This is a genomic window from Dyella sp., from assembly GCF_035486915.1.
Classification (GTDB): Bacteria; Pseudomonadota; Gammaproteobacteria; order Xanthomonadales; family Rhodanobacteraceae; genus Dyella_B.
Window position 1 is genome coordinate 1 of record NZ_DATHMR010000038.1, and the last position, 23,757, is coordinate 23,757.

Sequence of the window (23,757 nt, forward strand, 5' to 3'; positions counted from 1 at the left end):
CCACTTTGTGATTGGCGACGAGTGCTGATTCGACTTCGGCCGTGCCGAGCCGGTGGCCGGAGACATTGATCACGTCGTCGACGCGTCCGGTGATCCAGTAATAACCGTCTTCGTCGCGGCGCGCGCCGTCACCGGTGAAGTAATTGCCGGGATACGCCTTGAAATACGTATCGATAAAACGCTCGTGATCGCCGTACACGGTGCGCATCTGGCCGGGCCAGGAATCGGTAATCAGTAGATTGCCTTCGCATGCGCCTTCGAGCACAGCGCCGCCCGCATCGACCACCGCGGGTTTCACCCCAAAGAAAGGCAACGTTGCGGAACCGGGTTTGGCATCAATCGCACCGGCTAGCGGCGTAATCAGAATGCCGCCGGTTTCCGTCTGCCACCACGTATCGACGATCGGGCAGCGGCTGTCGCCGATCACGCGGTAGTACCACTCCCACGCTTCCGGATTGATCGGCTCGCCCACCGAACCCAGCAATCGCAAACTGGCGCGCGAGCATTTCTTGACCGGGGCCTCGCCTTCGCGCATCAACGCGCGTATCGCCGTTGGCGCGGTGTAAAACAATGACACCTTGTGCTTGTCCACGACCTGCCAAAAGCGGCTGAAATCCGGATAATTGGGCACGCCATCGAACATCACCGTGGTCGCGCCGTTGGCCAGCGGACCATACACGACGTAGCTGTGTCCGGTGACCCAACCGACGTCGGCGGTGCACCAGTACACGTCGTCATCGCGCAGATCGAACACCAACTCATGCGTAAGACTTGCGTACACCAGATAACCGCCTGACGTATGCAGCACACCCTTCGGTTTGCCGGTAGAGCCGGAGGTGTAAAGAATGAATAGCGGATGCTCCGCTTCCATCGGCTCGGCGGGACAGTCCGTCGACTGACCCTCCATCAACACGTGATAGTAACGATCCCGCGGCGATTGCATCGGCACCGCGGCGCCTGTGCGGCGCACGACAACGACCGTCTCGACGCTGTTCGTGCCGGGCCGCTCAAGCGCGGCGTCGACATTCGCCTTCAACGGAATCTTCTTGCCGCCGCGCACCCCTTCATCGGCGGTCACGACGAGCTTCACTGTGGAATCGGCAATGCGGCCGGCCAGCGAGTCCGGTGAAAAACCGCCAAAGACGACCGAATGAATCGCGCCGATGCGTGCGCACGCAAGCATGGCGATCGCAGCCTCGGGAATCATCGGCATGTAGATGGCAACGCGATCGCCCTTGACCACACCAAGATGTTTCAGCGTGTTCGCGAACTTACATACCTCGGCATGCAGCTCTTTATAGGTAATGCGACGCGAATCGGCAGGATCGTCGCCTTCGAAGATGATGGCAGTCTTGTCGCCGCGCGTCGCCAGATGCCGATCCAGGCAGTTGGTCGACACATTGAGCTTGCCGTCGTCATACCAGCGAATGCGCAAGTCCTTCGGATCAAAGGAAACATCGCGAATCTTTGTGGGCTTCCTGGCCCATTCCAGTCTCTCGGCCATGCGGGCCCAGAAACCTTCGGGATCCTTCACCGATTCGGCATAAAGGCGCTCATAGTCCTCTTTGCGCACACGCGCCTTCGCTGCAAATGCAGGATCGACCGGATAGACCTTTGACATGCTTGCCTCCTGCTCACCGGTCCACCGGGAGCGCAATCAGATGGAAACTGCATGACACCTACGCGCCAGTGTCACCCGTTCGAGTGTAGCGTTTAGGTGGCTAAACCGCCAAAAGTTGCACTGCAGCATTATTGTTGTTTTGAAGACTTCAACCGATTCACTTGTTCACGAATGAGATCGGGGTGTGGTTCGGGTTGCGCGTTGGCATCGATGCGCGCTTGCGCAAACGCCAACGCGGTAGCAATGGCACCGACGATGCCAAAGAACAACCAGAGTGCCATCGCGCCGGGTCCATGTCGAGTAAAGCAGAGCAACCATGAAAGCAATGTCGCGAGCAGCAATAACCAGCGCATAACAGGTCCCATCGCATGGCATCGTCAAGGACGCCATCATAGCGCCGCACAGCGTCGTCAATGGTGACACCGTCCCAGCGGCCGAGACGGTGTACGCATAATATGGACCATCGATCAGGCGGCGTCGGAGATGCAGGACGATGGTTGACCAGAATTCGCCCAAGTCGCCGGTGGCCTGGCTGGTCCTCGCCTGGCTGACGGCCACCGATTGGCTGGCGATCGTGCTGGATCATTGCAAACCCATCCGTGTTTCTCTGCTGGTCCTTGCCTTTTCCACCATCGTCATTACGAATGTGGATCAGGCGGCAGAGCTGTTTCTGATTGCCATGTGGGCGGACCCCAGCGAGATCCGCTACGTCTCGTTGCTCATTACCAGTGCACTGGCCGGCCTTGCCGTCTGGTACACGGCGCACAACGCCTACCGGTTGACCTATCCGCGATGGCCGTCCTTGCAAGACCCTCGCGCGGCACCCTTGCGCCGTTGGTTGCCACGCGTGTTGGGCATCATCGTTCCATTGCTGGTGCTCTTCGGCTACTTCGCCGCATTACAAGGTACGCCACATGCGACATGCACAACCGCCGCGCAGTGTCATCGGCGCGATTGGCGAACAGCGGGGCTGCTGATTGAAGCAATCGCGCTGATCGTGTTCTATATCGGCCCGCGACAATTGACGGCGATCCTGATCGCGTCACGTAAAGCGGCCGCAGAACCCCGTGCCGTCGAGCAACGTGTTCAATCCATCACGGTCCTTGGAACCTTGCCTTTGAGCATCTTCCTCGCCGTGTTGATTTTGAATGTGTTGATCACGGCGCTGGTTGTCGTGCAGCCACGTCAATTCGATGGCATGGGTTCGCTTGCCGTACTGCTTATTGCAGGCAGCTTTTTCTGCATGAGCGGCGGGTTTCTATGTATGCTCGCCGACCGACGCGGCATTCCATTACTTACGCTGTTGATGCTTATGGCGGTCAGCCTGCATGCGTTGCATCTGAACGACAATCATCGCGTTCGTCAGTATCCGGCGATGAGCACGCATCAACGCCCCGCCCCGCCACCGGCCGAAACCAGACCCGATTTCGACGCTTACGCGCAAGCGTGGCTACGCAACCGTTGCGTGCCGCGGCGTGCCTGTCCGGTCATTGTCGTCTCAACCGAAGGCGGCGGTCTTCGCAGTGCCGCATGGACCGCGATGGTGTTAAGCCGCTTCACGGCGCTTATCGATCAAATCGCTCCGCCGAACGGCGCCGAACCGTTGTTCGAGCGCTATTTCTTCGCAGCAAGTGGTGTCTCGGGCGGAAGTCTTGGGCTGGCAACATATGTCGTGGCATTGCAAACGCCGCCTCACACCGGATTGTCGGCACAAAACCTCAGCAACCAAACATTGAATCACGACTTCCTGGCGCCAATGATGGCGAACGCGTGGTTCGTCGACTTCACGCAGCGGTGGCTGCCCGGTGCGCTATTGGATGATCGCGGCCGCGCACTCACGCGAGCCTGGGAACAAGCCGCCGAGGAACAGGGCATGTCGGCCTTTGCGCAGCCCTTCGCAGCGCTTTACGAGCATGCGGACGGTAGCGTGAAAACCGACGTGCCGGCGCTGTTCTTCAACAGCACGACGGTGGGTCAGGGATGGCGATTGGTGCAGGATCCATTTCGGCCCTACGCGACAAATCCCTGGACCACTGCATTCGATGGTTCGCAGTGGCTCGATCCGCGTGTACCTTTGAGTGAGGTGGTTCTCAACAGCGCACGCTTTACATATCTGAGTTCCGCAGGAACGCTGCAAACCGCGAAAATGCAACCACCGGTGCCAGCGTCATTGCAACTTGTGGACGGTGGCTATTTCGAAAATTCGGGCACCACCACATTGCTTGAAGTGATGCAGCAGCTAAGAAAGATCGCAGCCAAACAAGGGCAGCCACTGCAATTTATCGTGCTGCACATCAGCAACGATCCCAGCCTTCACGATTTTGTCGACGCGCATAATCGGAGCGATCCACTGCCGCTTTACTCGGCAGCCTGCCCGCGTGTACCAAGCCCCACAGAGCGCACCAGCTACGGTGAAATCACCGCGCCCGCTGTGGCGCTCCTCGATACACGCGATGCGCGTGGCGAATATGCGCGTGCACGATTGCTCGCTTCGCTGCACACCAATGCAGACAACCCCGCAAGCGGCGATGTGCTGTGGCATATGCGATTGTGTCCGGGCAACTATCCGCTGCCGCTGGGTTGGACCATTTCGCCGCCGGTTTTCGACGAGATGCATCGCCAGCTCGAGCAAAATTATCCACTTGCATCGATGGCGAAGTGGCTCGCGCAACAACTGACTGAAGCCAATCAGCCCTGAGTGTCGCGACAGTTGAGACACAACAGGCGCATGCTTCGCAGATGACAGATGTTCCCTCCGCAATCAAAGGTCGTGGCGCCGCTTCCAATCCTGAGGGAAGGTTCGAAACGATACGACATCATGCCGAAGACGACGGCTGGCAACACGCGTTGTTGGATGAAGAGCGGCCGCGTCCGAAAACGGAAGTCACCGAAGAGCGGGCGCGCAGCATCATTACGCATAACGATTCGCCGGACATTCACTTCACCCAAGCGATGAATCCTTACCGGGGTTGCGAACATGGGTGCATTTACTGTTTTGCGCGACCAACCCACAGTTATCTCAATTTGTCGCCGGGCCTGGATTTCGAAACGAAGCTGCGCGCGAAAACCAATCTCGCGGAGGTGTTGCGCGCGGATCTGTCAAAACCAAGCTACGTCGTCAGCCCCATCAATATCGGAAGCAGCACAGACCCGTATCAGCCCATCGAAAAACGATGGCGACTGACACGCGCCGCACTGGAAGTCCTCGCGCAATGCCATCATCCCTGCACGATTGTCACCAAGAACGCGCTGGTCGAGCGCGACATGGACATCCTGGCGCCGATGGCCCGTGAGCATCTCGTGCAGGTGTTTGTATCGGTGAATTCGCTGGACAATCACCTGGCGGCGAAATTGGAACCGAGAGCGACTGCCCCACATCGGCGTCTTCAAGCGATCAAGACATTGGCTGAAGCCGGTGTGCCGGTAGGTGTATTGGTCGCACCGATTATCCCAGCGCTAAACGATCGCGATATGGAAGCTGTGCTTGAACAAGCGGCCGATGCGGGTGCTCGCTACGCGGGTTACACGGTGCTGCGACTGCCGTACGAACTGAAAGCGCTGTTTCGCGAATGGCTGACCCTTCACGCACCGCAGCGCGCGGCACACGTCATGAGCCTTGTGCAACAAATGAACGCCGGCCGCGATTACGACAGCGATTTCAGGACACGCATGCGCGGCCAGGGCGTCTTCGCCCAACTTTTACGCCGCCGCTTCGAAGTTGCGTGTCGCCGTCACGGTTTTGGGCGGCCACGCGAACTGCAACTGGATGTCTCGCGATTCATGCCACCGCGAAAGCCTTCGCCTCAAGGGCAGCTGTTTTGAAGCGCTCCTGTCCGTATCGATACGGACAGGAGCGCGCATAAACATTACGTCGACGGCGGCAGATATTTCTCAAACCAGTTCAACGCACGCTGCAACACGTCGCGTTGGTTGACCGGGTTGTAGAAATGGTGACCTTCATTCGGATACACCACCAACGATGTCGGTACACCCAGTGCGCGCAACGCATGCCAGTATTCGAACGATTGCGGCGAAGGACATTCCGCATCGCGTTCGCCCACGACAATCAGCGTTGGCGTTTTGACGTTCTTGATGAAGTTGATCGCAGAGCTCTTCGCGTAAACCGCCGGATCGTCGTACACGGATGCGCCGAAGAAAGGAATCATCCACTGATCGATGAGGTTCTGACCGTAGTAGCTTTGCCAGTTGGCGATGCCTGCACCGGCCACGACAGCACGGAAGCGCTGTGTTTGGGTGGGTGCGAACATGCTCATGAAGCCGCCGTAGCTCCAGCCGGTCAGGCCGAGGCGGTGATCATCCACGGGCACCATCTTTTCCACGGTGTCCACACCGGCGAGCGTGTCGCGCAGATCGCCATAACCGAAATCCTTGCGATTGGCCTGCACAAACGCTTCGCCTTCGCCGTAGCTGCCGCGTGGATTGGTCTGAAAGACGAAGTAACCCAGCGTGGAGAACGGTACAGCGGTGTAACCGACCTGTGGCCAATAAGGTACCTGCGCGGCAGAAGGACCGCCGTGCACGCTGACAATCATCGGGTAGTGTTTATGCGGATCGTAGTTGGCCGGATAAATCAGCCAGCCTTGCACGTGATGGCCGTCATTCGTCCATTCGACGGATTCGGCCTTGCCCCAACTAGGCTTCAACGATGCATTGATGGACGTGACGGCCGGCGGCGCTTCGCTCCCGACCGGGCCAGCATGAACTTCCGGCGCGGCTTCATAGGACGATTCATCAAAGGCGACATAGCGGTAGTCGGCTGAAAACGACAACGCAAGCAACGCGGAACCATCACCCGTAAAGCCTGCAATTGTATAGAGCACACGTTGTTGCTGCGCATGGTCGCCTTGCACGGAATATTCGGCGAGCTGCACCTTGCCGCTGCTGACCTGATCGACCAGCATGGATTGCGGCGAACTCCACGTGAACCACGCAGGCGTCACCGTGATGCCGCTGGTCATATTCACGGGCGCGCCGCCCTGGGCGGAAACGCTGTAGATATCGCCGCCGGTGGAACCCTGATCGCTCATCAGCCCGCCGATAAACGCAATGTGCGAACCATCCGGCGACCAACGCGGTAACGCGATCTGCAATCCGTGCAACGAACCGCCCACTGTATTGGGATCGACCACGGTCGTGCGCGACGCGCCAGTTTGTGCGGGCTGCACATAAAGTTGCGCGATCCACCAGTTGTTGTCGCCCGGTGCCGGCGCGGCGATGTAGGCAATGCGCTGACTGTCCGGTGCCCAGCTGAATTCATAAACGTAGCTGTCTGCCGGTGTCACTTGCTGCATGTTGCCCCCGTCGACGGCCAGCGTAGCAACGCGCTGTACTTCGATGCCTTCCACACCGATCTCGCCCGTCATCGGTTTTGCTGCGGCCAGCGCGCTGGCGCGGCGCGTTGCACCTTCTACATACAGAAAGGCCAATGTCTTGCCGTCGGGCGACCAGCTCAGTGCATTCACGTAACCACTGAGGTGCGACAGACGCGCAGGCTTGGCCGAGCCCTGCATATCAAGCACATAGATGTCCGACTGTTTGCCGCCGACACCATTGAGCGTGCTATCGCAATTGGAAAGAAACGCCAGATGATGCGAATCGGGAGACCATGCAGGCGTCGTTTCATTGCACGCACCAGGCTTGGTGGCGAGACCGATGCTGCGTGCGTTTTTGCCATCCGCATCGGCCAGCACCAAGCCGGGCTTACCATTCGTGTCCACGGCCCACACCAGATGCTTCCCGTCCGGCGACAGCGCGACGCTATCTATTTGTCGCACCTTTCCAAGATCGGTCAGCACGGCGCCGATGCGCGGATCAGTGGTGGTATGGGTGTCGGCGATGGCCAGCGACGTGACGCTTAAAGCCAGCAAAGGCAGAACAAGACGAACGGGTTTGAGCATGGCGGCGGGTTCCGCAAACATGAGGGATAAGCCAATACGCTAGCAGTTCGAGCCCCTCATGCCCATGTGCATAACAGCATCTGGCGAGCTCGACGATCAGTTGGCGAGGAAGGGGTGCGGACGCTCTTGCAGACCGCGCCAGCCGCGCACGCCTAGCCACACCAGAAAGGCCAGAATGGCAAACAAGATCGCCGTGCTCGATATGGCCATGATGGAGCCATACGTTCGGGATATCTCAAAAACGGATGCGGCGGCGGTGCCACAGCCAACCAGTGTGAAAGTGACCCCGGCAATAAGACCCGCAACCCATTGCACGGGCGGTCGGCCACCGAAGATGGCGAATGCAAATGCCGGCGTAAAGGCAACTGCGATGAGCTGGATCAGTAGTGCCGTCATAACATTCAAACCATTTGCCCGTAGCACACCTGCTGTTGCCAGAAGCAATGCGATAAGCGCGGCTTGCCAGAAAAACGTCGGAAGCACGCTGGCGCGCAGCAAATACCTTTTCAATCGTTCACCGTTGCCCAGCCTTGGCAAGAGTGCCAGGAGAGCCAACTCGGCGTGCGTTCGGCTCCAGCGTTGCTGCAGCATCACAACCGTCGTCAAACCAAGAAACATACTTCCGAAGCCGGTGATCCAAACCACAACACCGAATGCGAAGTCACGGGACAGGCGCAACGCCGGCACCGGAATGCGCGCGTACATCAGCGCCACGACCAAAACGATGGGAGCCAGCACCAGCGCCGATTGGCGCAGTGTGCTCTGCCATGTTTTCGGCAGCAGCCATCCACCAAGCCCAATACGCAGACTGCGCACAGGATTCTGAGGGCCGGATTGACGGATGTTGGCAACGGCCAGCATCCACCGCGGCAGCGAGCGCATTTGGGAAATACTTCCCGACGCTGCGGCCCAATCATTCCAGTTAATCGAACCATGGCGGTAGCTTGCACGCGATCTGACCACGAGTGGCTTGTTGAAGCCCTCACCATACGGATCAACGACGCGCACTTGACGTCGCCAGCAAAACGCTGCAATTAAAGCCAGTACCAACGCAACAAGCCACATCAACGCAACGGTGGGTTTTCCGGGATGGTGCGCCTGCATGTGCATCGCTCTAAGAAGAGTCGGTGTTAATCCTGCGAAGATAAGAAACGCACGTGGCAACAAACCGAACGTCAATCCAAACAGCAAGCCCACGGTCTGGATGGCCAACACCGTAACGAAGTCTGCGCCTGCCAGGGTCAGTGCGATTGACGGCAATGCTATCCACAGCGCGCTATAAAGCATCATCCCGAAAATGATGGTCGACTGACTATGGGGTATGCGCAGTTGGCGCGTATCGATCGCCATCAACAAAAACGGCGCTACAAAAAGGAGACCAACGAAAAACTCGCCGTACCCCGAAATGAGAGGCGCCAGCAGTGCAGTCTTCGGCATGCTTTGAGTTATCTGCAGCGCAACGGGAATAAGCAGCATCAAGTTCAAAACCACGAACGTTATCCAGCGCGTGCTGGCCAGTGTGGCTCGCAAAGGCACCATCACCAGTGTTGCGGCGTTCATTCGGCGATCTCCACAAAAAGATCTTCCAGGCCCAGTGCGTCGATGCGCGCACCCGGCAAGGTGGATGCTTCAGGCCAGCGGCCGGCCGCATCGCGTTCGACGATCAGGCTCAGGCTTCCGTCTTCATTGCGACGGCGACTCAAGCTTTGCGACGGCGCAACGGCCGATATCTTTGCAGGCAACCACAGTCGCGCGTACCGCTCCTTCGTGTCGTCGACACCGCTGCGCAGCAGTATCTTGCCGTCGTGCAGGAATGCAACTTCCGATGCCACGCGTTCCAAATCCGACACGATATGCGTGGAGAACAACACCGTCGTGCCCGCCTCGCCAGCGCGCAATGCGAGTTCGCGCAGCAATTCGCGGCGAGCCACTGGATCGAGCGCCGCCGCCGGTTCGTCCAGCACCAGCAGTTCGGGTTGCGATGCGAGCGCGCGAATCAGATCCACCCGCTGGCGTTCGCCGGGTGACAACTTGGCGAGCAATCGATTCGGCTGAATCTTCCAGCGCTCCAGCGTCGACTTGGCGAATGCGCTGTCCCAGCGCGGATAGAAACGCCCCACAAAATCGAGCATCTGCTGCGCGGTGAGCCAAGCCAGCGCTTCGGGCTGTTGCGGCACGTAGGCGATGCGCGATTTCGCTTCATCGCTGAGCTTCAATGCCGGTTCGCCGAAGATGAATGCGGTACCAGACATCGGTTGCAATAGACCTAGCATGGCGCGGATCAATGTCGATTTGCCGGCGCCGTTACGGCCGATCAATCCCAGCACGCTCCCGGGCGCGATGGTGAGATCCACGCCATTCAACGCATTGCTGCCTTCATAGCCATGCACCAATCCCTGCGCGACAAGCGGGGACGCCGGTTCGTGCGTGCTTTCCGTGTGTACGGCGTTGAATACGGCGTTCATTCAATCCCCCAGCAGTTTGGCCAGCCGACGCAACACCAGGTCGGCAGGCAGTTCCAGTTCGTTGGCGTGACGCGCCAACTCCTGCAGTTGCGGTTCCAGCAGTGCCATGCGCTGGCTTTCGCTCTGCACCGCCTTGCGCGTGGCGGCCACCGCCATGCCCTTGCCGCGTAGGCGTTCGAGCAGCCCTTCAGCCTCGGCCATGCCATAAGCGCGCGAGACCGTCATCGGATTGATCGCGTGAAATCCTGCGACATCGCGCACCGACGGCAGTACTTCGCCAGCCAGCAGCTGGCCGCTGGCGATCAGGCGCCGTAGCTGATCCACGATCTGCCGGTAGATCGGGTCCGGCGCATTGGGCTGAATGGTGAGGAGTGAGGCATCCATGTGTATTAATACAACAATACACTTGCCTCAAAGTCAACCATGACGAGCGACCTAGTTCTGGGACGGTCATGTCGATCCCTTACAATGGGGCTATGAAAATCGCCTCATGGAATGTGAACTCGCTGAAGGTGCGCATCCCGCACCTGACGCAGTGGCTCAGCGACGCCCAGCCCGATGTCGTGGCGTTGCAGGAAACCAAGCTGGAAGATCCGAAATTCCCGGTCGACGAGATCGCCGCCGCCGGTTATCAGGCGGTGTATGCCGGACAGAAGACTTACAACGGCGTGGCGATTCTCGCGCGCAACGACAAGCAACTGACGTTCGAGGATGTCGTCACCGACATCCCCGGCCTCGACGATCCGCAGCGGCGCATCCTCGCGGCCACCATCGGCGGGCTGCGCATCGTCGATCTCTACGTCGTCAACGGCAAAGCCGTGGGCGATGAAAAATACACGTACAAATTGCATTGGCTAGAGCGCGTGCGCGATTTCCTCGCGCAGGAGATCAAACGCCATCCCAAACTCGTCGTGCTGGGCGATTTCAACATCGCGCCGGACGATCGCGACGTTTACGACCCGGTAGCGTGGGGCGAGGAAGTGCTCTGCTCGCCGCCTGAACGGGCCGCACTGAAAGCCATCACAGAACTGGGCTTGCATGACAGTTTCCGGCTTTTTGAAGCGGACGGGGCCCACTACAGTTGGTGGGACTACCGGCAGGGGGCATTCCGGCGCAACATGGGGTTGCGTATCGACTTGATCCTGCTGAGCGATGCCCTGAAATCTTCGGCCAAGGCCGCTGCCATCGACCGCGAACCGCGCCGCTGGGAACGACCTTCCGACCACACCCCGGTCACGGTGGACCTGGATATCTGATGACGACAAGCAAGACGACCGATTGGCCCAGCTCGCTGGACGACAAAGAGCTCGACGAGCTCGACACCTACCTCAGGGCGCATGCCCAGGACAGCCACCTGCTGCTCGACGGCGTGCACGGGCTGCTCTCCGCGCTGGCGGTGGGGCCGATGCGGGTGTTGCCCGACGAATGGCTGCCCGAAGTGCTGCACGAACCCTTCGATGACGAAGCCGAAGGCAACCGCGTGCTGGCCCTGCTGGCCAAACTCAACGATTCGATCAGTGCCGAACTCGATGTCGATGCGTACGAACCGATTCTCGGCGAAGTCGAAACCGAGGCAGGCCCGGTGCTGTCGGCCGCGGGTTGGTGCGAAGGCTTCAGCCGCGGCATCGACCTGCGCGCAGGCCTGTGGGAAAAGCGTCTAGCCGACGACCCGCCGCTGATGGAAATACTCGGACCTGTGATGGCGCTTGCCGTCGACGAAGGCATCCTCAGCGCCGAAGCCGAGTTCGAAAAACTCAGCGACGACGAATACGACGACTGCCTCGCGCAATTGCCGTCCGTGCTCGCTGCCGTGGGTCAGTACTGGTATCAGCATCCGGCTACGCAGGCGGAGCTCGATGCGTTGAATCACGCCAAGGAAAACGAAGGCAACCACGTTCCGCCGCCGCGTCATCGCAGCGGGCACTGGGTGCATTGAACGCAAGGCTGCGGCCGCCGCAGCCTTCCCGGAAACAGTCTGTTCGTAGGGAAACGCTTGGGTGCGCCGCATGGCGCGCCCATCATGGGCGACAGTTCTCTCTACCGGAGCAAGCCATGACTGAGCGCAGCATTCTCCGCCGCATTCGCGGCACCGACACCTCCGACGGTGCGGGCGTCAAACTCAAGCGCATCATCGGGCAGCCAGGTTTGGACATGCTCGATCCCTTCCTGCTGCTGGACGAATTCCGTTCCGATCAGGCGGGCGATTACATCGCTGGCTTCCCGGAGCATCCCCATCGCGGTTTCGAGACCGTTACCTACATGCTCGCCGGTCACATGCAGCACGGCGACAACCAGGGCAACCGCGGCGACCTCACCCCTGGTAGCGTCCAATGGATGACCGCCGGCCGCGGCATCGTGCACTCGGAAATGCCGCAGCAGGAAAACGGCCTGATGTGGGGTTTCCAGCTGTGGGTGAACTTGCCCGCCAAGGACAAGATGACCGACCCGCGCTATCAGGACATCGATCCGGCGCGCATTCCGGTGGTACATCCGGCCGAAGGGGTGACGGTGAAGGTCATCGCTGGGGCACTGGGTGACGCTGAGGGTCCGGTTTCCGGCGTTGCGACTGCGCCCGTATACCTCGACATCGCCATCGAACCGGGTGCAGGCGTAGACATTTCGCTGCCCGAAGGCCATCACGCCTTTGCCTACGTCTTCGACGGAACCGACGCGCAAGTTGCTGGCGAAAAGCTCTCCCGCAGCGAACTGGCCGTGCTGTCCAAGGGCGATAGCGTGCGCATCGCCGGACGCGAAACCCCAGCCCGTGTGCTTCTGGTGGCCGGTAAACCCCTACAGGAGCCGGTTGCCCGCTACGGCCCGTTCGTGATGAACACGCCCGAACAGATCCACGAAGCGATTGCCGACTTCCGCGCCGGCAAGTTCTAAGCGTTCCACCTAGCCCCCGCTTCAGCTAACTCCTCGCCCTGCCGATAGAAATATCGGCGGGGCGATCTGTTTTGGGCGTCGCGCATGGCACGGCTGATGCTTCCGATTTGTCAGCCGCTCGTTAACGAAGGGTGGTTGAAAAGTACAACGTTCCGTCGTTAAATTAAGATTAATCTAAGTAGGTTCATGGGGCTGTAGAATAAAGCCTCGTAAAATTTTTAGAAAACGCACATAACTGGTTGTTTAAAAATAATATGACCATTCTAGCCACCACTCTTCTCTTCGCAGTTCTCGCCTTGATGGCGGCTGCCGTGAAGCGTGTGCCGGCCGGTCAAGTTCACAGTCTGTATCGCCGCGGCAAGCCGGTGCGCCTTCTCCAAGCGGGCACCCATGTCGTTATGCCGCTGGTCGATCGCGTTGGACATCGCATCGATCTGGGCGGCCGCACGCTGAGTTTCGATGCCTCCATGGCTGAAACGAAGCCGATGCACGGCACCGTTTACTGGCAGGTGCTCGAACCTGAGCGCGTCGATGCGGTGATCGAACACGCCGACCAGCTCATCCGCAGCACCGTTGTCGACGCACTGCACGCCGAGCCGGAAGACACCCAGGACGAACGCCGCGAAGTTGCCGCGCGTTTGAAGTCCAGCCTCAACAAACATTTGCGTTCGCGCGGTGTGATGGTGACCCGCGTCGAGCTGGAAGCCGCCTGATTACAAGAAGAACTGGCCAGATGCCCTAGAAGTATCGGTCCAGGGGAAACTGAAAGCATCGACCCGCTCCGGCGGGTCTTCTTTTGTCCGGCGCTGGCGCAGCGCGCAGCCGATCCGGATACTGATCGACCATTCACGCCACGGAAGCCCGATGACCACGCGCCACGCCCTGCAACGCAGACTCGAACAGGGCATCCATGCGCTGGGCCTTACGTTGCCGGCGAACGCGGTGCCGCGCCTGCTCGATTACCAGGCGCTGCTCGAGCGCTGGAACGCCACGTACAACCTCACCGCCATTCGCGAACCCGAGGACATGGTTACGCGCCACCTGCTCGATGCGCTCGCCATCCTGCCGTACGTGCAGGGCGAGAGCCTTGCCGATCTGGGCACCGGCCCCGGCCTTCCCGGCATTCCGCTCGCCATCGCCGCGCCGGGCCGGCAGGTGCTCCTGGTCGATTCCAACGGCAAAAAGGTGCGTTTCCTGCGCGAAGCGATCCGTTCGCTGAAGCTCGAAGGCGTTCGCGCCGAGCAATCGCGTGTGGAAGAGGTCGAAGGCCAGTTCGATTGCATCACCGCGCGCGCTTTCGCCAGCCTTGCCGACATGCTCGGCTGGGGCGGTCATTTGCTGGCGCCCAAAGGCATCTGGCTGGCGATGAAGGGAAAGTCGCCCGACGACGAACTTCCCGGCGTGCCCAGCGCATTCCAGGTCCGCGCGATTCACACCCTCACCGTCCCGGGACTGGAAGCGGCCCAGCGACATCTCGTCGTGCTGGGACGGGCGGGCTGCTAATCTAGCCGTCCTTTCGAACACTCACGGTACCGGACGAGACATGGCCCGTATCATCGCTGTCGCCAACCAGAAAGGTGGCGTCGGCAAAACCACAACCGCTGTGAACCTTGCCGCGGCGCTCGCTGCAGCGAAGCGCAAAGTGCTGCTGGTCGATCTCGATCCGCAGGGCAACGCGACCATGGCATCGGGCGTGAACAAACACGACGCTACGCCGAGCGGTTGCGAAGTGCTGCTGGGCGAAGCGCCGATCGAAAAAGCCATCGTCGCCACCGAAGCGCATTACGACTTGCTGCCCGGCAACGGCGATCTCACTGCTGCAGAACTCAAACTGATGGACGCGCTCGCGCGCGAAAATCGTTTGAAGGAACAACTTCACAAAGTTGCGAGCAAGTACGACACCATTCTGGTCGATTGCCCGCCGACGTTGCATCTGCTCACTGTCAACGCACTCACGGCTGCAACAAGTTTGCTGATTCCCGTGCAGTGCGAATACTTCGCGCTGGAAGGTCTTTCCAGTTTGCTCGATACCGTGCGGGCGGTGCGCCAGCATCTGAATCCGCAACTGGAAATCGAAGGTTTGCTGCACACCATGTACGACGTGCGCAATAACCTCGGCAACGAAGTGTCGGCGCAGCTCACACAGCATTTCGGCGACAAAGTGTTGCGCTCGATCATTCCGCGCAACGTGCGTCTGGCCGAAGCGCCCAGCCACGGTCAACCGATTCACCTCTACGACCGCAGCTCGCGCGGCGCCATCGCTTATATCGGTCTTGCCGGCGAAATCATTCGCCGCGAACGCGGCTCGCAAGCTGCGGTCGCCGCATTGCATGCCATGCACGGCGATGCACCCGAGGAAACGCTGGAAGCCTCGGCACATCTGGATCAGGAGTAAGCATGTCTGCCCCGAAGAAACGTGGATTGGGACGCGGGCTCGATGCCCTGCTCGGCGGCGGCGACGCCGGCGCGCCGTCGGTGATCGAACAGGAAGGCGAGCTGCGCAACCTGCCCATCCAGCATATTCAGGCTGGCAAATATCAGCCGCGTCGTCACTGGAACGATGAAGCGCTGGATGAGCTGGCCGCTTCGATTCGCGCACAGGGTTTAATTCAACCGGTTGTCGTTCGCGCGATCGGCAAGAACAGTTACGAATTGATTGCCGGCGAACGCCGCTGGCGCGCCGCACAGCGCGCGCAGCTCAGCGAGATTCCCGCACTCGTCAAAGATGTGCCCGAAATCGCCGTCCCGGCGATGGCGTTGATCGAAAACATCCAGCGCCAGGATCTCACGCCCCTCGAAGAAGCCGATGCCGTCAAGCGCCTGATCGACGATTTCGATCTCACGCATCAGCAGGCCGCCGATGCGGTGGGCCGCTCGCGCGCGGCCGTCTCCAACATGCTGCGCCTGATCGATCTACCCGCTTCCATCAAGCGTCTGCTCGACGACGGCAAGCTGGAGATGGGCCACGCCCGCTGCCTGCTCACGCTGCCCGAGCGCGACGCCGAAGCGCTGGCGCTGGAAGCGGCCCGCAACAACTGGAGCGTGCGCGAGCTGGAAGATGCCGCCCGCAAAGCGCAGACGGCGCCGAAAGGCAAAGCCAAGAGCGCCCCGGCACGCGACCCGAACGTCGACGCGCTGGAACGCGAGCTGGGCGAACGTTTCGCGACCAAGGTCGAAGTGGCCCATGGCCGCGGCGGCCGCGGCAAGCTGGTGATCCACTACCACAGCAATGATGAGCTAGAAGGGATTCTCGGCAAGATGCGTTGAACCCCGTACTCCCCTCTCCCTGTGGGAGAGGAGCCGGGGGTGAGGGTACGTTCGAAGCGCGACATGAAGTCTTGTCGAAGAATTCGATAGCGCGCGCTGCCCGAACCCTCACCCCAACCCCTGTCCCAAAGGGAGAGGGGCTTTAAAATTCCGAATTGGCGTCACAAGGTTCTATCCATGCCGCAACTTTCCGTCGTTGTGCCCGTCTTCAATGAACGCGACAACATTCCACCGCTGCTCGCAGAAATCGCTTCGGCGCTGCGCGGCAAGGCGGATTTCGAAATCGTCTACGTCGACGACGATTCCAGCGACGACAGCCGTGCGGTGCTGAACGCGCAAAAGGCCAGCTATCCCGAATTGCGCGTGCTGCATCACGTCACCCGCAGCGGTCAGAGCACGGCCGTGTGGAACGGCGTGCGCGCCGCGCGTTCGCCGTGGATTGCCACGCTCGATGGCGATGGCCAGAACGATCCGGCCGACATTCCCAAGCTGCTCGCCGCGCGCGATGCCGCCGATGCTGAGATCAAGCTTTTCGCAGGCTGGCGCACGACGCGTCGCGACAGCTTCAACAAGCGCATTTCCTCGAAGATCGCCAACGCGGTGCGCTCGCGCATGCTTCAGGACAACACGCCCGACACGGGTTGCGGTCTGAAGCTGTTCGAGCGCGATATTTTCCTGCGCCTGCCTTACTTCGATCACATGCATCGTTACCTTCCCGCGCTGGTCAAGCGCGCGGGTTATCGCAGCCAGAGCGTGCCGGTCGGCCATCGCCCGCGCACCGCAGGCACCTCCAAATACGGCATGCTCGATCGCCTGTGGGTCGGCGTGGCCGATCTGCGCGGTGTGTCGTGGCTGATGCGCCGAGCCAAGGTCACGCGCGTCGAAGAACTCTGAACGACATCACGCTATCTTCGTTTTCGCGGCGTATGCTCTGAGGTCGGTTCCCATGAGGAAGTACGCTCGTGAGCATCGCCGTCAAGCGCGTTTACGAACCGGCCTCTAAAACAGATGGCTATCGCGTATTGGTCGATCGCCTGTGGCCGCGCGGATTGAAGAAAGAAGACGCCGCACTCGATGTGTGGGCCAAGGATCTCGCCCCTTCCACCGCACTGCGCGAATGGTTTGGCCACGATCCGGCACGTTGGGAATGTTTCCGTCACCGTTATGCCAGTGAACTCGATTCACGCGCGAGCTTCTGGAAACCGCTCGCCGTGCAAGCCGAGCGTCATCGCGTAACGCTGGTCTACGGTGCACGCGATGAAGAGCACAATCAGGCGGTTGCGCTAAAGATGTATCTCGATTCGCACATCAAGGCCAAAGCGCTGGGCTAGCGCGGCGTGCGTTGCCATGCTTCCACTGCCGCACGCGTACGTTCGCGGCCGAGTTCGATCAATTCGCGCGCGCGATAAAATTCGTAGACGCTCGACACGTTGCGCGCCATCTGCACCAGCAAGTCCGGTTGATAGGCGGCCAGACGCAATCGCGAGAGATTGGCCTGCATCAGATCCATCGATTGATTGAGCAACGCGATGGCGCCCGGTTCGGTCGGTTTCTCCGGATCACCGTTGCCCGGCCGCAGTTTTTCCAGCAGGCGGCCGATGCCGCGCGCCCTCGGTTTTTCCGGCGCACGAATTTCGACCGGCGACGCATTTTCAGCGGGACCGTCGATGCTGACCGCCACCAGGTAATCCGCATGATCGCGAATCAGCGGCGTGACGGGTACGGGATTGAGAAGCGCGCCGTCCACCAGCACGCGCCCGTCGATCGTGTGTGGACGGAAAAGCGTGGGAATGGCGATGGATGCGCGAACCGCCTCGAACAAGGAGCCGCGCGACAACCACACTTCGCGTTCACGCTCGATATCGGTCGCCACCGCGGTGAACGGAATCGGCAATTCTTCGATGGTGATATCGCCGATGAGATCAAGCAATGTACCGAAGATCTTCTCGCCCTTGATCAAGCCGCCCCCAGAAAACGAGAACGACCAATCCACCAGTTTCAGCACGTCGAACTTGTCGAGCGAGCATACCCAGTCGCGATACACATCCAGCTTGCCCATCGCGTGAATGCCGCCGATCAGCGCGCCCATCGAACAGCCGGCGATGGCGACGATCTGGAATCCTTGCGCATCCAATTCTTCAATCGCACCAATGTGCGCCAGACCTTTCGCACCGCCTGCGCCGAGTGCCAGCGCAATGGTGGGTTTGCGCGCGGCTTCTTTGGGAACGGTGAGGTCAGTAACAGGATCGGTAGGTGGCATCACAGGTATCGTAACGCACAATCGCGGCTGGCTTTATTGATAACCGCCAAGTGCCAGCTGCAGCATGATCTTCATCTCTTCACGCAACGGCAGTGGCGCAACAATCTCGGCGTCCGGACCGTACTTGAGCACATCCATCAATAATTCGCGTGAATTGGAATAGGGCACCTGCAATTCATAACGCCCATCGGACAGCCAGCTACCTTTTTGTTGCGAATGCCAATGCTCGTCGGCCACCCAGCGCGCGGCATGCGCGGAGAAACGGATCGTCGCCCATGCCTTGGGTTTGCCGGCGAAAATACCGTAGCTGGAAGCGAGAACGTCGTTGAGATCCTGCTCCGGCACGTCGACCGATGCAGCCTCCAGCGTTTGCGGATCGACAACGCGATCCACCGCGAAACTGCGTACTGCCTCGCGATCGTGATCCCATGCATCGAGATACCAGTTGTCGCGATAGTGTGTCAGTCGCTGCGGCGACACCGTGCGACGGCTTTCGTTGTTCGTGGTGCGTGCGCGATAAAGAAAACGCAGTTGCTTGCGATCGAGCACTGCACCGGCGGTGATCCGAAACGCCTGCTGATCGAGTTTGCGCTCGCCCCACGGAATCACGCGGATGCGTTCCACCGGCAACGCTTTGCCGCTGGCGCGATCGGACAACAGATGTTCGATGCGTGCCTTAAACGGTGCGAGCGCGCCGGCCAGCACGCCCGGTCCGCTGCGCCCGATCAATTCGTTCAACGCGAGCAACGCGGCCAATTCATCCGACGTCAGCCACAAGCCCGGCAGTTCGAAGCGCTGGCCTTCGGCAACTTCGTAGCGGAATGCAGCATGTTCACCGCCGGCACTTTCGATCGGCGCGCCCAACGCGTCGCGTAGAAACGCGATATCGCGATACAGCGTGGCCCGCGAGCACTCAAGCTCGTCCATCAGTCTGGGCAGCGGCACCGGGTAGTGGGCCGACTTCAGCAGACGGTGCAGGGTAAGAATGCGCTCGTAGCGATCCATCTCGACGTTCGGTAACGGGATTTGTGTAGCATGGGTATGGTACGTGACGCCCGCAAGCGTGCGTACGGACTTTCCCCGGTCCTTATGCATATACCCCCAAATACTTCGCAATCGGTAAGTGGCGACCTGGAACTCCCGCAAGTGGGGTTGGCGCCCATGCTTCTGGAAGTCCTGGCCCTGTGCGGCTACGGGCTTTGGATGCTGCTCGGCCTGGCGTTGGCGCTGGGCATCTACAGCACCGGACGCGGCGAAGCGTTGGTACCGCTGACTTTGGGCTGCCTGTTTGTCAGCGCCGGGCTCCTGCTGGCGTGCCTGCGGCTGCCCCTGATGCCCGAATGGCACGGCTGGCAGATCGGTCACTCGCTGCGGCCCACTCGCGAGGCCCTGCTGGCACTGGCGACTTACCTCCCCATGCTGGGTCTGGCCGGGATGGTGCGCGGGAATGAAGGCTTCTGGGCTACGCGGTTGATCAGCGTGGCGCTGGTGCTCTGCAGCGTGGCCTGCCTGGTCAGCAGTGCCTATGGCTATCGCGCCCGCCGCATGGCGCAGGCCGGGGTGACCATGCAAATTCCGCTGAGCCGCGTGCTGTCCGCCTGCTATGGGGGCGGTCTGTGGTTATGGGTGTGCGTCATCTTCCAGGCCAATCTCACCGGGGCCGACGTCGCACCGCTGCCCTGGGCCATCGGCCTGTTGATGCTTGCCCTGCTGCTGGGGCTGGCGGATGGATTGGGTTGGCAGCAGTCCCTACGCAAACCCACGCCCGGTGAGCGCTTGCGGCACGCGGAAGATTTGCAGGGGCGCCGGTTTCTGGCCGCCACCCTGATCTGCGCCGTGCCCTGCCTGGCCTTGCTGGTCGTTCCCCTCCTGCCATGGGGCCGCTGGCTGTCGCTCTGCGCCGCGATGGCCTACGTGGTCGGCAAGACCATCGAGCTCAAGCTCTATGACGTGGCCGTCACGCGCTTGATCGAGCCCGATGCCCCCTAAACCGCCTGATTCGCCCTGAACGGCGCCCGTTCATATTCACCGGATATTCAAGCCCTGCCGTTAAAGTGGCGCGCTCAACAGCTTTTTAACAATAGGACTCCCCCAGCGATGAAAAAGATTCTGATGACCGGTCTGGCGCTCGCCACCCTGGCCACGTTCGCTGCCCAGGCCCAGGACACCAGTTCCGGTACCCAGACGAGCACGGGTAACTGGACTGGTTCGGGCGAAATCGGTTTTGCCTCCACCACCGGTAACTCGCGTTCCCAGAACCTGAACGTCAAACTGAACCTCAACCAGGAAACGGATCAGTGGAAGAACAACTTCTTCTTCGATGCGCTGCGTTCGAAGGGTCAGGTCAACGTCGTCGACCAGCAGGGCGCAACGGTGAAGGAATTTGAGACCACCGCGAACCGTTACGACGCAGGTACCTCGTTCGGCTACAAGCTCGATCCGCGCAGCTACATCGTGACCGCAGCGCGCTACGACCACGACGACTTCGGCGCCAACTACTGGCAGGGCACCGTGTCGGTCGGTTACGGCTATATCGCGCTGAAGAACGACCGCACGCAGCTCTCGTTCGAAATCGGTCCGGGTTACACCGAGTACCAACCGGCGACGGGCACCGTGACAGTCAACGGCGTCGCTGTGCCTTACACGGAAGGACGCCAGAGCGAAGTCGTTGCGCGCGGACTGGTGAACTACAAGTTCCGCATCACCGACAACACCGCGTTCGAAGATACGTTCCTGACCGAAGCGGGTAGCAAGAACACCTATCTGCAGAACGATGCAGGCCTCGCCGTCAGCATGACCAAGAAGCTGGCGATCAAGGTCGGTTTCCAGGTGCGTCACAACACCGAAGCGCTGCCGGGCATTCGCAAGACCGACACGCTGGCAACCACCAATCTTTCTTACAGCCTCTGATCCGGCGGCGTTATTTTTGTCGGAACACAAACCCCTTCGTGCGAACGAAGGGGTTTTTTTATAAGCGCATCAGGACTTCAGAAACGCCGCTGCACCCTGCGCGAACAATGCTTGCGCCACGTCATGGCCCAACTTCACTGCGCCGTCGGTGCTGCTCGCTGCTTCGGCAATCACCAGTCGGCCGCTGGACACATCGCCGACCAGGCCGCGCAAATGCAAACCATGCTCGGTGATAGTGCACCACGCGCCGACGGGCACCGTGCAACTGCCGCCCAATGCATGATTCATCGCGCGCTCGGCCGTAACGGCCAGTCGCGTGTCGGCATCGTCGAGCACTGCCAATGCTTCGAGCACATCCGGTTGATCGATGCGCGCTTCGATAGCGATGGCAGCCTGTCCCGGTGCCGGAAGCCATGCAGGCGCAGCGAGGCGACTGCGAATGCGATCGTGAAGTCCAAGGCGTTCCAGCCCCGCGCAGGCAAGCACGATCGCGTGGTAATGACCGGCATCGAGTTTCTGCAATCGCGTGCCGACGTTGCCGCGCAGATCGAGCAATTCCAGATCCGGCCGCACCGCACGCAGTTGCGCCTGTCGACGCAGCGACGAGGTGCCCACGCGCGCGCCTCGCGGCAACGCGGCGAGATCGGCGCAGTCGTTGCTGACGAACGCATCGGCCGCATCGGCGCGTGGCAAGATCGCAGGCAGGGTGAATCCGGGTTCGAGCTCGGAAGGAACATCTTTCAAGGAATGAACAGCCAGGTCGGCGCGGCCTTCCAGCATCGCCACCTCCAGTTCCTTGAGGAAAAGTCCCTTGCCGCCGATGTTGGCCAGTGGCTGATCGAGAATCTCATCGCCGCGTGTGGTCAGCGGCACCAGTTCCACATACATGCCTGGATGCTCGGCACGCAGCAGCCCTGCGACATGTTCGGCTTGCCACAGCGCAAGCGCGCTCTTGCGGGTGGCGATGCGCAGGGTGGTGGGGGTCATGACAGCTCCGGGGACAGCGGTAGCCGCTATTGTGGCGCACCCGTCAACCCATGCGTAGCAGCTTGCGCAACGTGGGCAAGTTGCGGCGGCTCACTTCGGGACTGAATTCGGTGCCGGCCAGTCGCGCCAGCACGCGGCCATCGTCCATCGTCTTCAAACCCACCAGCCGATGTGCTGGCACCAGGCAATTGCGATGCAGGCGAATGAGTTGTTCGGGATACGTTTCTTCCAGTTGGCGCAGGGAATCGTCCAGCAATAGCTGATCGGCCCGACGGTGCGCCACCACGTATTTTTCATCGGCGATCAGGCAGATCACATCGTCCAACGCCATGCGCACGGGTTCGCCGTGCACACGCGCATGCAACCAGCCAGTGGGTTCGCGCTGATGCGAATCGAGACGTTGTTGCACGCGCTTGAGTGCGTCGCGAAGACGTTCGACACGGACAGGCTTGAGCAAATAGTCCACCGCACCAAGATCGAACGCATGCAAGGCGTGGGCTTCGTACGCTGTGCAGAACACGATCACGGGGCGCGAGCGATTGGCCAGACGGGCGGCGAGCGATTTGCCATCCAGGCCCGGCATGTTGATATCGAGCAACAGCAAGTCCGGATGCACATCGGCCAGCGCAGCAAGCGCTGCTTCGCCATCGCCCACGCTGCCCACAACGTCCACACCGCCGCACTCCTGCAGCAACGATGCAAGTCGCGCGCGCGCCAGCGGTTCGTCGTCAACGATCAGCACGCGCATGACGCACCTCCACCGGCAAGCGCAAGGTGACAACGAAACGACCGTCTTGTGGACCCGCTTGCACCATCGCGCGCGGACCATAGTGGTAGGCAACACGCTGGCGCACGTTGTTCAAACCGTGGCCGCTACCGCCGGTAGAGGGCGTGTCAGCAAGTGGATTGTTGATCTCGATCAGCATCATGTCGCCATCGCGCTTGCCGCGCAGAATCACTTCTCCACCTTCGACCAACGGTTGAATACCGTGGCGCACCGCGTTTTCAACGAGCGGTTGCAGCAGCAGTACAGGCAATGATGCATCGAGCGGCAAATCGTCCCACTCGCGTCGAATGCGCAAACGCTCGCCCAAACGCAGCTGCTCGATCGCAAGATAGCGATCCACCAGCTGCAATTCTTCACCCAGCGTATCGCGGTGCGTGTCCTGTTGACCGAGCGCAGCGCGAAACAACTCGGAGAGATTTTCCACCGTGCGTTCTGCCGCTACCGGATCGACGCGCACCAACGCAGCGACCGTATTCATGCTGTTGAACAGAAAGTGCGGGCGAATGCGTGCCTGCAAGGCTTCCACCCGCGCGTGCGCGACAGCGGCCAATCGCGCCTGCCACTCGGCCAGCACATAGAAGTAACGCAACATCGCTGCGCCCAGCAGCGCGGCGATCACCGCGTTGTCGCGCACGAACGCCATCGATGCGGGGACG

24 protein-coding genes are annotated in these 23,757 nt (G+C 60.5%); 13 read left to right on the forward strand and 11 right to left on the reverse strand.

The genetic code is table 11. The annotated features are described in order from the left end of the window. Both acs and VK725_RS03770 read right to left on the reverse strand, forming a co-directional pair. The coding region (acs, locus tag VK725_RS03765; RefSeq protein ID WP_325316719.1) for an acetate--CoA ligase at positions 1-1,621 on the reverse strand (1,621 nt) is incomplete at its 3' end. A gap of 128 nt (positions 1,622-1,749) precedes the next feature. Next, positions 1,750-1,902 carry a hypothetical protein gene (locus VK725_RS03770; RefSeq protein ID WP_325316720.1) on the reverse strand — a complete coding sequence of 51 codons (153 nt, stop codon included), beginning with the start codon at positions 1,900-1,902 and terminating at the stop codon, positions 1,750-1,752. A 212-nt stretch (positions 1,903-2,114) separates the two neighbouring features. On the opposite strand from VK725_RS03770, the gene VK725_RS03775 reads away from it, so the two are divergent. Together VK725_RS03775 and VK725_RS03780 are read left to right on the forward strand one after the other, a co-directional pair. Beyond that, positions 2,115-4,319: a hypothetical protein gene (locus VK725_RS03775; protein WP_325316721.1), complete on the forward strand. Its 2,205-nt coding sequence runs from the start codon at positions 2,115-2,117 to the stop codon at positions 4,317-4,319. A gap of 41 nt (positions 4,320-4,360) precedes the next feature. Beyond that, positions 4,361-5,443 (forward strand): PA0069 family radical SAM protein, encoded by a 1,083-nt coding sequence (locus tag VK725_RS03780; RefSeq protein WP_325316722.1) that lies wholly within the window; start codon positions 4,361-4,363, stop codon positions 5,441-5,443. Positions 5,444-5,487: 44 nt separating this feature from the next. Here VK725_RS03780 and VK725_RS03785 read toward each other — a convergent pair whose 3' ends face one another. From VK725_RS03785 to VK725_RS03800, 4 genes are all read right to left on the reverse strand, one after another. Further along, the gene (locus tag VK725_RS03785; RefSeq protein ID WP_325316723.1) at positions 5,488-7,539 is read right to left on the reverse strand and encodes a S9 family peptidase; all 2,052 of its coding nucleotides are present in this window, start codon (positions 7,537-7,539) and stop codon (positions 5,488-5,490) included. A 96-nt stretch (positions 7,540-7,635) separates the two neighbouring features. Beyond that, positions 7,636-9,099 carry a hypothetical protein gene (locus VK725_RS03790; protein WP_325316724.1) on the reverse strand — a complete coding sequence of 488 codons (1,464 nt, stop codon included), beginning with the start codon at positions 9,097-9,099 and terminating at the stop codon, positions 7,636-7,638. Beyond that, positions 9,096-10,004: an ABC transporter ATP-binding protein gene (locus VK725_RS03795; protein ID WP_325316725.1), complete on the reverse strand. Its 909-nt coding sequence runs from the start codon at positions 10,002-10,004 to the stop codon at positions 9,096-9,098. Before VK725_RS03795 ends, VK725_RS03790 begins: the two co-directional genes overlap by 4 nt. Then, positions 10,005-10,388 carry a GntR family transcriptional regulator gene (locus VK725_RS03800; RefSeq protein WP_325316726.1) on the reverse strand — a complete coding sequence of 128 codons (384 nt, stop codon included), beginning with the start codon at positions 10,386-10,388 and terminating at the stop codon, positions 10,005-10,007. A 92-nt stretch (positions 10,389-10,480) separates the two neighbouring features. On the opposite strand from VK725_RS03800, the gene xth reads away from it, so the two are divergent. From xth to VK725_RS03845, 9 genes are all read left to right on the forward strand, one after another. Next, entirely contained in the window at positions 10,481-11,260 is a 780-nt protein-coding gene (xth, locus tag VK725_RS03805) for an exodeoxyribonuclease III (RefSeq protein ID WP_325316742.1), read from the forward strand. Next, a complete protein-coding gene (locus VK725_RS03810) occupies positions 11,260-11,940 on the forward strand; it encodes a YecA family protein (RefSeq protein WP_325316727.1) in 681 nt (226 codons plus the stop codon). The genes xth and VK725_RS03810 overlap by 1 nt, the downstream gene beginning before the upstream one ends. A 116-nt stretch (positions 11,941-12,056) precedes the next feature. Next, positions 12,057-12,890: a pirin family protein gene (locus tag VK725_RS03815; RefSeq protein WP_325316728.1), complete on the forward strand. Its 834-nt coding sequence runs from the start codon at positions 12,057-12,059 to the stop codon at positions 12,888-12,890. A 311-nt stretch (positions 12,891-13,201) separates the two neighbouring features. Beyond that, the gene (locus tag VK725_RS03820) at positions 13,202-13,603 is read left to right on the forward strand and encodes an SPFH domain-containing protein (protein WP_325316729.1); all 402 of its coding nucleotides are present in this window, start codon (positions 13,202-13,204) and stop codon (positions 13,601-13,603) included. Positions 13,604-13,754: 151 nt separating this feature from the next. Then, positions 13,755-14,393, forward strand: coding sequence for a 16S rRNA (guanine(527)-N(7))-methyltransferase RsmG (rsmG, locus tag VK725_RS03825; protein WP_325316730.1), 639 nt, complete (start codon positions 13,755-13,757; stop codon positions 14,391-14,393). Positions 14,394-14,433: 40 nt separating this feature from the next. Beyond that, the gene (locus VK725_RS03830) at positions 14,434-15,285 is read left to right on the forward strand and encodes an AAA family ATPase (protein ID WP_325316731.1); all 852 of its coding nucleotides are present in this window, start codon (positions 14,434-14,436) and stop codon (positions 15,283-15,285) included. 2 nt (positions 15,286-15,287) lie between these two features. Further along, positions 15,288-16,157, forward strand: coding sequence for a ParB/RepB/Spo0J family partition protein (locus tag VK725_RS03835; protein WP_325316732.1), 870 nt, complete (start codon positions 15,288-15,290; stop codon positions 16,155-16,157). Between the two features lie 177 nt (positions 16,158-16,334). Next, positions 16,335-17,051, forward strand: a complete 717-nt coding sequence (locus VK725_RS03840) for a glycosyltransferase (protein WP_325316733.1) — start codon at positions 16,335-16,337, stop codon at positions 17,049-17,051. 68 nt (positions 17,052-17,119) lie between these two features. Next, complete coding sequence (locus tag VK725_RS03845; RefSeq protein WP_325316734.1) at positions 17,120-17,488, forward strand: DUF488 domain-containing protein; 369 nt, start codon at positions 17,120-17,122, stop codon at positions 17,486-17,488. Here VK725_RS03845 and VK725_RS03850 read toward each other — a convergent pair. After that, entirely contained in the window at positions 17,485-18,417 is a 933-nt protein-coding gene (locus VK725_RS03850) for a patatin-like phospholipase family protein (RefSeq protein ID WP_325316735.1), read from the reverse strand. The two genes, VK725_RS03845 and VK725_RS03850, sit on opposite strands and share 4 nt — an antisense overlap. Positions 18,418-18,450: 33 nt before the next feature. Then, entirely contained in the window at positions 18,451-19,422 is a 972-nt protein-coding gene (locus VK725_RS03855) for a YafY family protein (protein ID WP_325316736.1), read from the reverse strand. Positions 19,423-19,578: 156 nt separating this feature from the next. Here VK725_RS03855 and VK725_RS03860 point away from each other — a divergent pair, with 156 nt between their 5' ends. Together VK725_RS03860 and VK725_RS03865 are read left to right on the forward strand one after the other, a co-directional pair. Beyond that, entirely contained in the window at positions 19,579-20,406 is an 828-nt protein-coding gene (locus VK725_RS03860) for a hypothetical protein (RefSeq protein WP_325316737.1), read from the forward strand. Between the two features lie 108 nt (positions 20,407-20,514). After that, the gene (locus tag VK725_RS03865) at positions 20,515-21,327 is read left to right on the forward strand and encodes a DUF481 domain-containing protein (protein ID WP_325316738.1); all 813 of its coding nucleotides are present in this window, start codon (positions 20,515-20,517) and stop codon (positions 21,325-21,327) included. 69 nt (positions 21,328-21,396) lie between these two features. On the opposite strand, the gene hemC is transcribed toward VK725_RS03865, so the two are convergent. From hemC to VK725_RS03880, 3 genes are all read right to left on the reverse strand, one after another. Next, on the reverse strand, positions 21,397-22,314 hold the full coding sequence (hemC, locus tag VK725_RS03870; RefSeq protein WP_325316739.1) for a hydroxymethylbilane synthase: 918 nt from the start codon (positions 22,312-22,314) through the stop codon (positions 21,397-21,399). A 43-nt stretch (positions 22,315-22,357) separates the two neighbouring features. Beyond that, positions 22,358-23,062: a LytTR family DNA-binding domain-containing protein gene (locus VK725_RS03875; protein ID WP_325316740.1), complete on the reverse strand. Its 705-nt coding sequence runs from the start codon at positions 23,060-23,062 to the stop codon at positions 22,358-22,360. Beyond that, a partial coding sequence (locus VK725_RS03880) for a sensor histidine kinase (RefSeq protein WP_325316741.1) occupies positions 23,043-23,757 on the reverse strand: 715 nt, incomplete at its 5' end. The genes VK725_RS03880 and VK725_RS03875, both read right to left, overlap by 20 nt.